This is a genomic window from Aquirufa lenticrescens (assembly GCF_019916085.1).
Taxonomy (GTDB): Bacteria; Bacteroidota; Bacteroidia; order Cytophagales; family Spirosomataceae; genus Aquirufa; species Aquirufa lenticrescens.
This window is the reverse complement of record NZ_CP049834.1, coordinates 1,165,514-1,181,815: the sequence shown is the minus strand read 5'-3', so window position 1 is coordinate 1,181,815 and position 16,302 is coordinate 1,165,514. Positions and strand designations below refer to the sequence as shown.

General features: G+C 42.0%; 10 protein-coding genes. 5 read left to right on the top strand and 5 right to left on the bottom strand.

Translation table 11 applies throughout. The features are described 5' to 3' along the window. The first annotated feature begins 203 nt into the window (after positions 1-203). Entirely contained in the window at positions 204-1,247 is a 1,044-nt protein-coding gene (locus G9X62_RS05385) for an NAD(P)-dependent alcohol dehydrogenase (protein WP_223131743.1), read from the top strand. Positions 1,248-1,309: 62 nt separating this feature from the next. On the opposite strand, the gene G9X62_RS05380 is transcribed toward G9X62_RS05385, so the two are convergent. From G9X62_RS05380 to G9X62_RS05365, 4 genes are read right to left on the bottom strand one after another with little or no spacing between them, the layout of a single operon-like run. Further along, positions 1,310-1,810, bottom strand: coding sequence for a heme-binding domain-containing protein (locus tag G9X62_RS05380; protein WP_223131742.1), 501 nt, complete (start codon positions 1,808-1,810; stop codon positions 1,310-1,312). A gap of 31 nt (positions 1,811-1,841) precedes the next feature. After that, on the bottom strand, positions 1,842-2,327 hold the full coding sequence (locus tag G9X62_RS05375) for an asparaginase domain-containing protein (RefSeq protein ID WP_223131741.1): 486 nt from the start codon (positions 2,325-2,327) through the stop codon (positions 1,842-1,844). Positions 2,328-2,330: 3 nt separating this feature from the next. Further along, the gene (locus tag G9X62_RS05370; protein ID WP_223131740.1) at positions 2,331-3,713 is read right to left on the bottom strand and encodes a hypothetical protein; all 1,383 of its coding nucleotides are present in this window, start codon (positions 3,711-3,713) and stop codon (positions 2,331-2,333) included. A gap of 24 nt (positions 3,714-3,737) precedes the next feature. Then, positions 3,738-4,865 (bottom strand): AraC family transcriptional regulator, encoded by a 1,128-nt coding sequence (locus G9X62_RS05365; protein WP_223131739.1) that lies wholly within the window; start codon positions 4,863-4,865, stop codon positions 3,738-3,740. A gap of 226 nt (positions 4,866-5,091) precedes the next feature. Between G9X62_RS05365 and G9X62_RS05360 the strand changes: the two genes are divergently transcribed. Genes G9X62_RS05360 through G9X62_RS05350 form a run of 3 tightly spaced genes read left to right on the top strand, consistent with a single transcriptional unit; the run spans position 5,092 to position 14,301 of the window. Further along, positions 5,092-12,021 carry a LamG-like jellyroll fold domain-containing protein gene (locus G9X62_RS05360; protein ID WP_223131738.1) on the top strand — a complete coding sequence of 2,310 codons (6,930 nt, stop codon included), beginning with the start codon at positions 5,092-5,094 and terminating at the stop codon, positions 12,019-12,021. Between the two features lie 2 nt (positions 12,022-12,023). After that, positions 12,024-12,935 carry a PorP/SprF family type IX secretion system membrane protein gene (locus G9X62_RS05355; RefSeq protein ID WP_223131737.1) on the top strand — a complete coding sequence of 304 codons (912 nt, stop codon included), beginning with the start codon at positions 12,024-12,026 and terminating at the stop codon, positions 12,933-12,935. Between the two features lies 1 nt (position 12,936). Beyond that, positions 12,937-14,301, top strand: coding sequence for an OmpA family protein (locus G9X62_RS05350; RefSeq protein WP_223131736.1), 1,365 nt, complete (start codon positions 12,937-12,939; stop codon positions 14,299-14,301). A 34-nt stretch (positions 14,302-14,335) separates the two neighbouring features. Here the strand turns inward: G9X62_RS05350 and G9X62_RS05345 are convergent, their stop codons facing one another. Beyond that, positions 14,336-15,490 carry a helix-turn-helix domain-containing protein gene (locus G9X62_RS05345; protein ID WP_223131735.1) on the bottom strand — a complete coding sequence of 385 codons (1,155 nt, stop codon included), beginning with the start codon at positions 15,488-15,490 and terminating at the stop codon, positions 14,336-14,338. Positions 15,491-15,697: 207 nt separating this feature from the next. Between G9X62_RS05345 and G9X62_RS05340 the strand changes: the two genes are divergently transcribed. After that, complete coding sequence (locus G9X62_RS05340) at positions 15,698-16,294, top strand: hypothetical protein (RefSeq protein ID WP_223131734.1); 597 nt, start codon at positions 15,698-15,700, stop codon at positions 16,292-16,294. Positions 16,295-16,302 lie beyond the last annotated feature (8 nt).

Below are 16,302 nucleotides of genomic sequence, written 5' to 3'. Positions count from 1 at the left end.
AAATAAACGTCGAGGCACTCAGAGGGCTTTTCAGGTATTGACAGAAAGTGTCAATAGTCCAAAAGTGGCCTCAGTACCTTGAAGGTTTTCGAACAAATACACCCCTTATTTGGCCTAAATCCATTTTACAATATAAAGGTTAAATCGTGATACAAATGTGAGTATTAAACGAGTAATTTTACCTTATACTAAAAAACGAAACTATGATAAAAGTACACGGATATGGCGCGGTAAATCCGCAGGCGCCCATTGCACCGATTGATTTTGAAAGACGCGATGTAGGTCCTAAAGACGTTAAAATCGACATCCTCTATTGCGGGGTTTGTCACTCAGATATTCACATGGTGCGCTCCGAGTGGGGGCCGTCTGTGTATCCGATTGTTCCAGGCCACGAAATTGTGGGTACGATCACGGAAGTAGGTGCCGAAGTAACGAAGTTTAAAGTGGGCGATTTGGCAGGTGTGGGTGTTTTTGTGGACTCGTGCCGCGAGTGTCCATCGTGTAAAAAGGGTCAGGAGCAATACTGCGACGAGGAGATGACGCCTACCTATAATGGCTATTACCGCGATGGGGTGACGCAGACTTTTGGCGGATATTCCTCGACGTATGTCATCGATGAAGCCTATACATTGCACATTCCGTTTACCAAAGAGCTAGAGCGCGTCGCTCCTCTATTATGCGCCGGCATCACGACATATTCGCCTTTGCGCTATGCTGGGGTAGGTAAGGGTCACAAAGTGGCGGTCTTAGGTTTGGGTGGTTTGGGCCACATGGCGGTGAAATTTGCGGCTTCTTTTGGCGCGGAAGTGACCATGTTGAGTACTTCTCCTTCCAAAGAAGCAGACGCAAAAGCCCTAGGCGCTCACCACTTCGCTTTGTCTACTGACCCTGCAACGATGGAATCTTTGAAAGGCTCATTTGACTTCATCTTGAATACGGTGGCGGCGTCACATGATTTGAATAAGTTTTTGGGCCTTTTGAAGGTCGAAGGCAAGATGCTTTTAGTCGGAATTCCTCCAGAGGCAGCTCAAGTTTACGCGGCTACGTTGATTTCCAAAAGACGTTCCATCATCGGATCGATGATCGGCGGCATCGAGGAAACACAAGAAATGCTAGACTACTGCGCGGAACATAACATCCTTTCTGATGTCGAAATGATTGACATGAAAGATGTGAACGAGGCGTACGAGCGTGTGATCAAGTCAGATGTGAAGTACCGCTTTGTGATTGATATGAAGACGCTGTAATCGCTGCGCAGCAGCGCTGACTAAGCCGTAGGCGACTGTTCGACTGCGCAGCGCAGCAGCGCTTAGCCGCGCGGTCTTGGCTTCATCTTCAAACTATCCGCCGGATAGCTTGATTTCAACATCGCCATTTGAGACTTAGCCCAGTTGATGATTTTAGAGCGGTCTGCCTCTGATAATTTGGCATTACTATGTAAACCAAAATACGTGTAAGACGGCATAGGCATCTCGCCAGACTCTACTTGTTCGATCGTTTCTTCCAATTTGTGGTTTTGCACCGCGATAGGCATCTTCGTGAACGTCGCGAAATTCAAGTGCTTTTTACCATCATTCACATGGTGATCTAACCAAAATCCCACCGGCTGAACCGAACTGTACCAAGGGTAGGTAGATTTATTTGAATGGCAATCGTTGCAGGCATTTTCTAGCAAGACCTTAACGTCTGCAGGAACCTCATACTTCGTTTCGATAGCGTAAGTGTTGTCGTTCGAAAGGTTCTTTTCCGTAGGAACGAATTGGATGGCGATTAATACAACGATTAATCCAACGATGATTTTGTTCTTCATGATTAACAGGGTTTTATGTAGATGCAAGGTATTAATTAATTGTCTCGAATTCACCTTTTTCTAGGTTCTTGCGGACGTTATTCGTCGCAAAAATCTTCCCATTCATCGAAATGTAGACTCCGGGCTCTAGAATTTGGAGGAATGCCAAAGCACTACCCAGATTAAACATCCCATCTGAGCTACCAAATTTATAGGGAATCATGGCGCCGGTGAGGACGATGGTTTTAGCCAAATTCTGCGCGGCCAAATATTGAGCCGTTTGGACCATCGTATCTGTTCCATGAGTAATTAAGATGCGATTAGCGCCGGCAGACGCGCAGGCAAAGGAAATTAACCGGCGATCCACGTCACTAAACTCTAAGCTGTCTTTCATGAGCAAAGTATCGATCGAAACATCGAGTCTGCTCCGGCCCTTTTCGAGCATTTCCGGTAAGTGTGTATCTTTAAAGAACAACGACCCATTTAGTTCGTTGTATTCCTTGTCAAAAGTGCCGCCGGTTACAAAGATTTGGATCATACATTAAGTGTTCAAAAACTCCTCACTCACCTTGAAGTATTGCTTATTTAAACGATACACTTTAAGGCGAGAATCGGTGTCTGATTTTTTGAATATGATGAAGTTCACATCGACCTGGAGAATCGCTTTAAGCTTTAAATTTAGCTGATTTAAAATATCATTTTTGACCCGAATATTGTGCGAAAAATGGACGCCTTTTTGCTCTACTAATTCGAGTAATTCTGAGTTAGGTACGTCATCGTTTTTCAATAAATATTTAATGACTTTTAATTCTGTTTCGTCGAAATTGATGGCTGCTTTTCCTAGGTAGAGAAGGCCGTCTTTGTCTGTGATTTTAGTGGCCTTCGATGGGCGCAATTTCAACCCGAAATAAATGAGCAAAGCGAAAATAAGTAGGGCAATGATTGCAATGATATAGGCAGAATATGTGGCCCAAAGATTTCGTTCTATAAAGGCAGCTTTTAAGATGGATTTTCCTAAAAATTTCTCAATAGGAAGGCCTACTAATTCTATCTCGCCATTCGCATGATTGTTCGCAAAATAATAGATGATACCCTTTTCTACAAATGGTTTTAATTGAGGAGATAGTTTAGATGAAACAGCCTCGTTTTCAAATATTTCATAGGTTTCATCATTGAAGTTTACGCGTACAATTCTACGTTCATCATTGAAAGCAACATAATAATTTTCGTATTGAAAATTTTGAGGGCTATTGCCAAAAAACAGGGCCGTTTTCCCATTATTTTCCCACGTTTTTGATCGTAAATTAAAATGCCAGATATCCTGATTTCTTTCAAATTTTAGGTAGTCAAAAGCATTGATTACCATACCATTAAAATAGGTGATATCGTCGCCGTTTTTAAACTGATTTACATCGAACATTCCAGGTGGAATTTTGTCGCCTTGAACGGGGGAATAGCTTTCCCATTCTTTGGAATTTATATCAAAATAAGTGAAGAAATTCCGAGCAGACCAGAAGCCATATCCCCCGAAACGAAAAATGCGATTATCATGAATAAATTGCTGACTATTAATTTGCATTTTATGCTCGAAAGAGTGGTCAATTCTAATTAATTCATTCCCACGAATTTCATAAACAATTCCCCCTAAATTCTGGGTTATATATAGTTTCTTATTAATGATATTTAATTGGAAAGAGGAAGGGGTAAATTTCTTATAAAATGTGGAATCTGAAAATTTAAAGTAGATGGGCTCTGATTCTGTTAATTCAGGAATCTTGATGGTTTTGTAATAATTTTTTTCAATTAAATAGATATATGGTTTTGTATAGGAAATGTTTGCTTCTCCTAGATAGGATAGGCGGAGATTGTCTGCCTTAATAATAGTTGCAGAAATCAGTAGAAGAAAGAAGATGAATTTTTTCATGTAGCTCCAGAGTCAGAGCTAAAATTAAGCTAATTTTTCCAAATATTGGCTAGGGGTCATTCCTGTTTCGGCTTTGAAAGCTTCATAGAAGGTAGATCTTGATTTGAATCCTGAATATGCTCCTATCGCTTCAATGGTATTATTGTTTGTAAGCCCATTTTGTAGCAATTGTTTCGCATGTTCTACACGCATGTGATTACGGATTTCGGTAAATTTTTTATTGTAGGCAATTTTGCAGGCGTTTGAGATTTGTTTTTGTGGCACTTGCATGGCTTTAGCTAAATTAGCTATCTCAAATGATGGCTGCAGGTAGGGCTTTTCTTTATGACAATATTGATCTATTTTTTTGGTTAATTCGAGATAATAGTCATTGTCCTCCTTAATTACTTTCGAGCCCTCCTCAGCGTGTTTTAGATTTAGTGGTTTTATGCCAAAAAGCACTTCAGGGAATAGCGTAATTAAAATGATAGGTAATGCTATGTAAGCTATTCCGGAGATAAAGTAAGTGGAATAATTATCTATCGAAATGCGTGGTATAGGCGCATTAAACAACTTTAATGCAATATATAGGTAGGCAATAGTAGGTATTAGAAGACCGCCTAGGAAGAACACTAGCCAATTATGTTTTGATTTACTTAATGAGCTTTTCTGTCGAAGCATTAATAAGGAGCACCAAACTAGGTAGGCTAACATAATAATGGGTCGGCTTAATAAAGAGGCACTAAAAGAACAAAACGAATAAATACGTACTTTTTGTAAGTTATTTAGATCTAAGTGAATGGCGTGTGCTACTTGTAATTTATAGTCAAAAGGACTTATCAAATAGGGGAAAATATTGATTAGCTGAACGGCAAAAGGAATGAAATGTAAGAGGTCTATTGTTGTCCATTTAGGTCTTCCAGGAAAGAAGACAGATCTAAAATAAAAATAAAGTAATGGGCCGGGCAATAACCAAAACGGAGTTAAGTTCCCATAAAATAGGGCCAATGAAAAATCACTTTGAGACGGATCAGTAAAAAAGTGGGTAAGTCCGTGAGCAGAGAGAATAACTAAAATTCCGCTAATGTAAAACGTGTTTTTATTCACTCTCCAATTATAAATGGACAGTATTAAAGCTAACAATACCGAAAGTAGTGCAAAGTAGTAAAGCATAAACTTATTTAGAACACATTTAAATTTCCACAAAAAATCTTCAATTCCCAAGAGTAAAGGTGTCCGGTTTTTTTTTGGACTAATTACTCATTAGGGTTTTCGTCGATTGATTTCTAATTGACGTACTTTTGATTCGAGTAAATGAAATTTTGAGTCATTCGTTTATTAAGCGTTTGTCTCACGATTATAATAACGGAGTTAACCCCGTGTTCTAAATTTTATAAATATGTCGATTTTCAATCAATGGAAAGGCTTTTCAAAGTCTATTCATAAATCATCCTTTATTCTATTATTGCTAGTTTCATTTATCTTTTCTTCAGAAAAAGCAAATGCCGCAAGAATTTTCTTTAATGATGTGTATAAAGGAACCGGTAGTTCTTATGCAGAGCAAACAAGTAGTATTTCCAATATTCAATTTATAACAGGTTCTGGATTTACTTTTACCTCTTTAGATCCTGCAGATGTAACTTTTAGATTAACAGGCAACAATGTTGCAGGTGTCTTAACTTATGTCAATTCTTCCGGAGTTAAACAATCAATAACCGGTCAAGTATCTAGACAAGATAAGAATGGAAGTACAACGGTAGGGTTGTATTTTTATACCAATACAAACGAAGCCTATTTATTAGTAATACCAGGTGTAACTTCTTATAGTTCGAATACTAACGTTTCCACGTCATCGGATCCAATTTTAGCTGCTATGGATGCTGTTCTAACAGCGCAAAATAGCCAACCAAAAATTACTGTAAATGATGTAACTGTCAATAATACAGATTCCTATGCAGTTTTTACGGTTAGCCTTTCCAGTGCAGCGAATGCAAATTCTACATTTACTCCATCTTTAACGGCTGTAACTGCTACACTTAATACTGATTACACAAGTAGTATGCAGTATTATAATGGGAGTGCTTGGGTAAACATTTCAAGTTCAGTTTCAATAGCGCAAGGAGCAACAAGTATTCAAATTAGGGTCCCTATTTTGAACGCTGGCGCAGCTTCTAATAGAACTTTTAATTTAAATACTGGAGCCATTGCTGGTAGTAATGTGTTGAATAGTGATGGTGCATATGGAATAGGTACTATTTTGCCATCACCATTAATTACCACTTCAGGAACTTTAAAAACATTTTCAACCTGTTCAGGCTGTACCGTTAGTCCTCAAACGTTTACCATTTCAGGGTCTAATTTAACAGCGGGCATTGTTGTTACTGCCCCTACTGGAGTTCAGGTTTCCACAAGTCAAAATACTGGCTATCAAAGCTCCGTAACAATTAGTCAAGTTTCAAATGCGGTTACCACTACGACTGTTTATGTTAAATTAACTACTAACTCAACAACAGTGGCTTCAGATGTACTTTCTGTCACATCTACCGGTGCAACAAGTAAGACATTGACTGTAACCACTAATACGGATAATGCTATGCATTTTGATGGTACTAACGATTATGTGGTACTGGACAATGTAGGAAGCAATGCTAATTTAGCTTTTACCGGTACTACAAGTTTTACACTTGAAGCATGGATAAATAGAGAAACCAATGCGAATTCAGCCGATATAATTTCAAAAAATAACGGTGGTGTAAACAGTAATTATCGTTTATTCATTAATAGCGACGGCAAACCTGTTTTTGCGAGAGAGGCATCTCCTTGGAGTATTGTAGGTTCAAATAGTATTCCGATTAATGAATGGCACCATGTAGTTGGAGTGTTTGATGGCACGAGTATGAAAATCTATGTAGATGGTGTATTGAGTAATTCTGTAAATACAGCAGAAAGCGTAGCTTCAAGTGTTTCAGCAGTAAAAGTATATATAGGAGCAACCGATAATACTGTTGGTGGTACTACGTCAAAAGTGAGTTTCTTTAAAGGTAAAATGGATGAAGTTCGCATTTGGAATATTGCTCGAAATTTAACTCAAATTCAAAATTCCTATTTAACTGAATTAGCTGGAAATGAAACAGGTTTGGTTGCCTATTATAATTTTAACCAAGGAGTCCTAAATGGTACGAATTCGATTAATGATATTATCACCAATAGAACAAATGTTGCCAATATTAATGGAACATTACAAGGTTTTGCCATGTCTGGTAACACATCCAATTTTGTCCCTGGCTTAATCCCAGAAATTTCTGGCGAATCTATTTTAAATAAAGGTTTAACGACAAACTATACAAATGGATTAACGGGTGGATCTTGGTCTTCTGCAGCAACTAATATTGCGACGGTTAATCCAACAACCGGAGTGGTTACCGGTGTGAATGCTGGTTCAAGTACCATCACTTATATAGTGTGTGATAAAACGGTTTCTAAATTAGTTACTGTTGTTATTCCAACCATTACAACATCGGGTTCTTTAACTGCATTTAATTCTTGTTTAGGTACGGCATCTGCATCCCAGACATTTACAGTGAGTGCTCAATATTTAACGGCAAATTTAATCTTAACAGCTCCGACTGGATATGAAATAGCAACGAGTGCAGGGGGGACCTATTCATCTACTATTAGCATTGCACCATCCTCTGGAACCGTAAGTGCAAGGTTAATATATGTACGTTTGGCATCTACAGCCATTGATGGACAATCTGGAAATATTGCTATCACATCTACGGATGCCATAACACAAAATTTAGCAACTGGGAATGCCTCAGTGACAAGCAGTGTAGGCGGATCGATCTCAGGCTCTGCGGCAGTTTGTGCCGGAACGAACAGCACTATTTTAACTTTATCTGGCGAAATAGGATCTATCACAAAGTGGCAATCATCACTAACCTCTAATTTCTCTTCGGTTACAGATATTGCCAGTACGACGGCAAGTATAACAGCAACAAACCTAACATCAACTACTTATTATCGCGCAGTGGTTAAGCTAGGATCTTGTACTGCAGTAAATAGTTCGGTAGCAACCGTTACTGTGAATCCTTTGCCTACGGTTTCTGTCAATGTCATTCCAGATGTGACGACATCTGCAACAAGCTTTTCGCTTCCTTATGCTAATTTAAGTGCAGGTGCAGATCAATACTCATTAACTGCGGGGACTACAGCCATGGCGAATTTTGTCGCGGTTTCAAATGCATCTATTACAACGAGTCCATTAACTATTTCGATTCCGGCTAGTGCTCAAAATAGTTATGATTTTAACTTAACGGTAAAGAATAGTACGACGGGTTGTACATCAGCCGTTGTACCATTTGTGTTAAGTGTTACCGATATAACGCCTGGCACATTAAGCCCTGATCAATCGATATGCTACGGAAATACTGCAGCAACAATAACGAGTACAGCAGACGCAGGAGTAGGGTCCCCTACTTATATTTGGCAAATTTCAACCAATGGTCATTCTGGCACATATACGGATATTTCGGGGGCTACCTCAGCATCGTATACGCATCCTTTTGCATTAACGGCCACGACTCATTTTAGGCGAAAAGCGACCATTGGATCCTCATTTGCAATTACTCATCCAGTTGAAGTTTTAGTCAATGCTTTACCAGTTATCTCTATTTCACCTTCTTCGGCAACCATTACCACGGGATCTTCTGTGTCTTTGACTGCCTCTGGAGCGAATACTTACAGCTGGACACCTTCGTCGGGCTTATCCGCAACAAATACCGCAGTGGTAACTGCATCTCCTACTGCAACGACAACTTATACGGTTACGGGGACTAACTCAACGACCACTTGCTCTTCGACTGCAACGGTGTCAGTAACCGTAAATGCAGCCTTAACCGCAGGAAGTATTTCAGCGGATCAAACAATTTGTGTTGGCGCTACGCCGGCTAGCTTAAGCTCAGCTACTGATGCAAGCGGAGGAACTGGGTCGTTCATTTATGTATGGCAGTCTAGTATTGATGGTACAACCTTTAATACGATTTCGGGCGCTACTTCATCGACCTATTCCCCTGGAGCAATTTCAGTGAATACCTATTTTAGACGCGGAGTGAGCACAGCAACTGATGTGGTGGTTTATACATCGGCTATATTAATTACGGTTCAAGAGAGTGTGGGTGGATCGATTGCGGGTTCTGCTGCAGTTTGTGCTGGTACAAATAGTACGGTATTGACTTTATCAGGCCAAACAGGATCTATCACGAAATGGCAATCAGCTTTAGTGGCAAACTTCTCCGGAACGGTAACAGATATCGCGAGTACGACAGCTAGTATCACAGCAACTAATTTAACGGCGACCACCTATTACCGTGCAGTAATTACTTTAGGGTCATGTAGTGCGGTGAATAGTTCTGTTGCATCGATGACTGTTAATGCACTGCCAGTTATTTCGGTCTCACCATCAGCGCCATCGATTACTTCGGGGTCAAGCGTTTCATTGACAGCCTCAGGAGCGAATACCTACAGCTGGACTCCTTCTACTGGTTTATCTGCAATGAATACAGCAGTAGTTACAGCATCGCCTACTGTAACGACGACTTACACTATAACTGGCACATCTAATACATCATGTTCAGGTACAACTTCCGTAACGGTAACGGTTACTTCAGCTGCACCAGCAGATACAGATGGTGATGGAGTCACCGATGCACAAGAGGTAATTGATGGCACGGACCCTAACGATGTTTGCTCATACCTAGTAGCCAGTCAAACGTTGACGCCCACTTCTGCTTGGTCAACGGCGGACTGTGATGGCGACGGAACACCTAACGGAACAGATACAGCACCTAAAGATCCATGTGTTCATGCAGCAGGTGCTACACCAGTAACGACGAATGCGATTTGGCGTGCTGCGGACTGCGATGGAGATGGAGTAACGAATGGAAAAGAGACGGATGACGGAACAGATCCTAACGACGGCTGCTCCTACGTAGCGGCTAGCAAGACCTTGACACCAAGTTCTGCCTGGAACTCGACAGACTGTGATGGCGACGGCACTCCTAACGGGACCGACACGGATCCTAAAGACCCATGTGTACACGCAGCAGGCGCCACACCAGTAACGACGAATGCGATTTGGCGTGCTGCGGACTGCGATGGAGATGGAGTAACGAATGGAAAAGAGACGGATGACGGAACAGATCCTAACGACGGCTGCTCCTACGTAGCGGCTAGCAAGACCGACACGGATCCTAAAGACCCATGTGTACACGCAGCAGGCGCCACACCAGTAACGACGAATGCGATTTGGCGTGCTGCGGACTGCGATGGAGATGGAGTAACGAATGGAAAAGAGACGGATGACGGCACTGATCCTAACGATGGTTGCTCATACGTAGCTGCTAGCAAGACCTTGACACCAAGTTCTGCCTGGAACTCGACAGACTGTGATGGCGACGGCACTCCTAACGGGACCGACATGGATCCTAAAGACCCATGTGTACACGCAGCAGGCGCCACACCAGTAACGACGAATGCGATTTGGCGTGCAGCGGACTGCGACGGAGACGGCGTTACGAATGGAAAAGAAACCGATGACGGCACAGATCCTAACGATGGCTGCTCTTACGTAGCTGCCAGCAAGACCTTAACTCCAAGTACAGCTTGGAATGCTTTAGACTGTGACGGGGACGGTACACCTAACGGAACAGATACAGATCCTAAAGACCCATGTGTTCACGCTGCAGGTGCAACACCAGTAACGACGAACGCTATTTGGCGTGCAGCGGACTGCGATGGAGATGGAGTGACGAATGGAAAAGAGACGGATGACGGAACAGATCCTAGAAGCGGTTGTTCTTTCACAGCTGCCTCTAAAACATTAACCCCTACCATGAACTGGGGAGCTTTAGATTGTGATAACGATGGTAACCCGAACGCAACCGATCCCAATAAGGATACTCCAGTGGCCAGCAATGATGTTGTGACCGTAGGGAACTCTGGTACGGTAACGATAAATATCTTAACGAACGACGACTTCTTACCTGGGCCAAATACGATCATTGTCCGCCAGGCTACCCCTAACGAAGGAACGGCTAGAGGTACCGTAACATTCAACCCATTAACCGGTGAGATGACTTACAAGCGTGCTCCATTTGAGAGTGGCTTAGTAACGATGGGTTACCGAGTTAGCTACAAGATCGGTAATACGGAGGTATTTTCTACTGCATTTGTAACGATTATGGCCTGCGACTTACAAGATCCATTAGCGGATTGTGATGGTGACGGAGAGCTTAACGGAACAGATTTAGCCCCAACGGATCCTTGCGTTTATGAGCCAACTCGGCAAGTAAAAGCGAATGTATCCGATGATTGGAAAGCATTGGATTGCGACGGTGATGGTGTGACCAATGGAACCGAATTAGCGGATGGTACTTCGGCTGCAGATGCATGTTCATTTAAGGCCGGAAGCATCACACTAGCCCCTAGCGCTGCTTGGTTGCTTTTAGATTGCGATTCAGATGGTATCACGAATAAGGTGGAAGGAACGCAGGACTTTGACGGAGACGGTATTCCAAACTGTTTGGATACGGATTCGGATGGGGATAGCATCACTGATAAATTAGAGACGACGGTTGATACGGATAAGGATGGCAAGCCAGATTATTTGGACTTGGATTCTGATAACGATGGCATCCTAGATTCAATAGAAAATAAGGTATGTACGGGAACCGGAATTCTATGTGATACGGATGCAGATGGAATGCCTAACTTCCGTGATTTGGATTCTGATGCAGATCAAATCTCCGATGTCATCGAAGCGAGTGGTTCGGATTATAACAAGGATGGCATCGCTGATGGAAACATCGATGAGAAAGGAATTCCTAGCTCAGCGAACAAAGGCTTAACGCCGCCAGATACAGATCGCGATGGGAAGTTAGATCCATATGATGTGGATTCTGATGGAGATGGCATCTTGGATTACGATGAAGAATTTAATGAGGATGCGGACTTCGCAGACTGTGATAAGGATGGCATTGTGAATCGATTAGATCCGGATGAATGTGAGATTTTCGCACCACAAGGGATTTCACCTAATGGCGATGGTAAGAATGATCGATTAGTCTTTAAAGGATTATTCCTACGTAAGATTCCAAATCACTTGTCGATCTTCAACCGATGGGGCACGCTGGTGTTCGAGATGGAAAGCTATGATAATAGTTTTACAGGGACCTTGTTGCCGGATGGAACGTATTATTACATCCTTGACTTCTTTGGCAAAAAACCAGTAATCAGTAATTATTTATCAGTAGACCGCACGATTAAATAGAGATGAAAAAGATAAGATTTATACTACTAGCAGGTTTACTTTTAGGGACTTTTCTAGTGCAAGCGCAGATTGAGACGATGTATTCAATGTATCGTTTAAATCCAGTAATTACTTCGCCAGCGTTTGCTGGAGAAGTAGAGCATCAAGCAGAAATTACTGCGATGAACCGCCAGCAATGGGTGGGGATTCAAGGGGCTCCTCGGACGATGGCATTTACAGGAAACTTTAAGTGGAAGCCTAAGACGGGATTGGCGATTTTAGCCATGTCTGACATCGCAGGGCCACTTAAGATTTCAACGGTTGCAGGAGATTTTGCTTACCAAGTAAAGTTGAATGATAACTGGAAGATATCTGGTGGTGTTCGAGTAGGCGCTTCGACGCTTAGCCTTGATTACGATGGAATTCAAGTGGTGGATCAAACAGACCCGGTTTTTCAGGGAGATCGCTCGACAGGTATTAAATTCAATACCGGTTGGGGATTGCGTTTAGGAAATAGTAAAGGGACGTTTGTGGCGATTTCGCAGCCTCGGGTGATTAGTTATGATTTTGGGAATGTGAACGGAGGATACAAAGACGTTACCTATCATTATGTGAACGCGGGGACTACGCTTCGTATGTCAGAATTTATCACGCTAATGCCCTCGTTCATGGCGCGTATCGCAAAGGATGTACCAGTTAGCTGGGATGTGAATGTGATGTCGCGTTTTGGCAATGCCTTCGAGGCAGGATTATCTTACCGCCATAAGGACAGTTACGGCGCCCGTTTAGGAATTCAAGCGAGTCCTAAAATCTACCTGGGATACATCTATGAAATGCCTATTTCTTCTTTAAGTAAAGTAACGATGCAGTCTCACGAGATTGCGATCCGCTTGTCGATTTTTAAGAAAGAGGCCAAAACCGAAACAGCCAAATAACATGAAGAAATATATACTATTTTTTATATTAACTAGTTTACTATCGCCTGCTATTGCGCAGGATAGCACAGAATCGAAAACACCTAAGCGCCAGTCTTTCGCCCTAATCGGTGGCGTTTCTGATATGTGGTACCAAAACTACCCAACCCGCAGAGACTACGTACAAAGCTACACGCATTTTGGGATTCAATATGCGGCTGAAGTAAAGCCGAATGTCGATGTGTATGGAACGTTAGTTTATGGGATTCGTGATGCCAAGGATATGGCCTCAGCCGGCCTAGGTCTTCGTTATTATTTATTGGATCGCGAGACACACAAAAAGTTTAGACCTTTTGCGAATTTCAGTGGTGAAGTCGTGGCAGATAACTCAACGCGTTCGACCTATAGTGATGTTGATTTAACAGGATCCGTAGGATCCGGTTTTGACTTTAAAATTTTAGGCTCTCTTTACGGTCGTGCCATGGTAAATGTGGGTTTCCCTTTCTTCCAACTAGGCAAAGTAGACTTCACGGACGGTCGTGGAACTTATGCACATTATACCGCAGGTCTAGTGTACGAATGGGGGAACAAACCGGTTCCTGTACCAGCTAAAATTACCGAGCCAGTTGCCATCGATACCGACGGCGATGGCATCGTAGATAAAGAAGATAAATGCCCTACGGTCAAAGGCGTTCGCGCGAACAACGGTTGCCCTCTAGATACAGATGGAGACGGCGTAATTGATGCAGAAGACAAATGCCCAACGGTAGCAGGTGTGAAGGAAAATCAAGGATGTCCTGCAGACACAGATGGCGATGGAATCATCGACAGTGAAGATCGTTGCCCTACGGTTGCAGGTGTTAAAGCAAACCAAGGTTGCCCAGCAGATTCGGATGGCGATGGTGTGATTGACAGCGAAGATGCGTGTCCTAACCTAGCCGGAATTGCCTCGCTAAAAGGCTGTCCTGCGCCTAAAGATGCGGATGGTGACGGTGTAATCGATGCTGATGATTTGATGCCAAACGTAGCCGGTTTAGTTGCTCTTCAAGGGGTGCCAGAGAACTTAGTGATCTACTTTAATACGAATAGATTTAGCTTAACGGCAGAGTCGATAAGCACCTTGGATATTGCGTTGGCCTTATTAAAAGCTCAGCCTAGTCTAAAGCTGAAAGTGACGGGTCACACGGATTCTCGCCAAACAGTACAATACAACGTCGAACTTTCGAAGAACCGTGTATTCGAGGCACGCAACTACCTCATCCAGCATGGTGTGAAGAATAAGCGAATGAAATTAGCTTGGTTCTCAGAGCTAGTGCCAGCTGCACCTAATAAGACGGTGGATGGGATGAAACTTAATCGAAGAGTGGAATTGAAAATCACGAAATAGTAAAACTAGAGGCTTCTGAAAAGAGGCCTCTTTTTTATAGCGTTTCCAAATACTGACTCGGCGTCATTCCTGTTTCGGCTTTAAATGTAGCATAGAAACCAGAACGAGAAGAGAAGCCAGATTGTGAACCTATTCCGTCAATGGAGAGGGTATCTGCCGTTCCTGAGTTCAATAATGTTTTCGCATATTCGATGCGAACGGTAGAGCGGTAAGCGGTGAATTTTTTCTGAAGGATGATGGTGAAGCAATAAATGATATGGTGCTTTGGAATATCCAGTTTTTCAGATAAATCTTCTAAATCAAAATCTGGGTTTAAATAGGGTTTCTCGTTGTTGATGTAGTCGACGATGATTTGGGCGGTTTCTGCCAAAGGATCAGATGGGTCAGCCGCCATGATAGTTAGTTTAGCCGCCTTTTTAGTCGAGGTTGCGATAGGCATCCCGTACAATATTTGAGGGAAGAATACAATCAAAACAAGTGGTAGCAATGCGAAAGCAATTCCAGAAATGTTGTAAGTAGGCTCGGATTCCATGATGACGCGATTAACGGGTGCGCCATACAAATCAAGCGTCATAACTAAGAAATTTAGTGCCACGATTAAGGTGACTAAAATGAGGGTAAATAACCAGTTATAAACGAGTTTATTTTGCTTGTTTGCCTCTAAGTTTTTATGCTCTTTCCTGTGGTATTTTTGCAAAAGGAATACGCTGGCGATAGCATAGATAATTACCAAACTGGGCCGTGTCACAAAGGAGATACTTGGCGGAATAAAGAAGCCACTTCCTAAGGTGCGGACATTGTTGATATTTTCAATGATGAGCCTGGCCGTTTGTAATTTAAAGTCAAATGTGCTGAATAGATAAGGGGAAATATTGATGGCCTGAATGAGAAAAGGCAGCAGATGTAGGTAGTCTTTTTTAGACGAAAATAGGCTTTTGTCGGTGATGGTATTCCGCGTATACACATACAACATCGGGCCAGGTAAATACCATAAAGGGGATAAGTTTCCGTAGAAGATAGCTGTCCAAAAAATGTCGTGGTGGTAAACCGTGAAATAATGCGTCAGGCCATACGTGGAGAATATCCCGAAAATCCCTGTTAATAATAACGCATTCGGATTAATGCGCCAGTTGTAAATGGCGATAATCGCAGAGGTGATGATAGAGAACAGGGATATGTATAAAATCATTTAATAAATGAATGCATTGCAATTTAACCGATTAAAATTGTAAAATATTTGACTAGTCCAAAAAAATTTCATTTTCTGACTAGTCCAAAAAAACACATATTGGACTAAATCGGTTTTATCATATAAAGAACTATCGCATTATTAATTCGAATTTTGCTTGTTGAACTAGGCCAAAACCACATTTAATGGCCATTTACAAGGAAAATTATGAAAAGAATTACGCTTCTTTTGTTGTTCGTAGCGAGCTCAGTATCAGCTCAAACTTGGAATTTGTCTTTCGGGGCAAACACCACGAATTTCATTTTCACGAATTCTGCTGGGGTAAATCCTACATTTTTAAAACCTGGGTCAGGTATAAATATGACGCTAGGTTACGAAAAATCGATGTCCCGTCGTTTCCAATACGATCTAGGATTAGCCTATTCGCAATACAACGCGGTGGGTGATGTGCAGAACATTCCCTTTTCCTACCAAACCGATTTTATGGGTGTTAGCGGAGGTATCGGTCCGAAGCTAGAATTCAGAAATGATTTCACCTTGATGCTGAAAGCGAGAGGTGCGGTCCAAAAAATGATCAACGGTAACCAATTCTTACAAAACCACTATGAAGATTTATCGGAAGATGAGCAGTTCAGTGGACTTCGCTACTTCGCGGGTTTTTCGCTCGAGCTTGAGAAGAAAGTAAATTCAAATCTGTACGTATACACGCAATATCAACATTTAGACACCATTCAGTTCGGGACATCAACCCTGAACTTTGTACCCTCGACGGTTTCTTTTGGCATAAAGATCCAGTCGAAATAGATTCTATT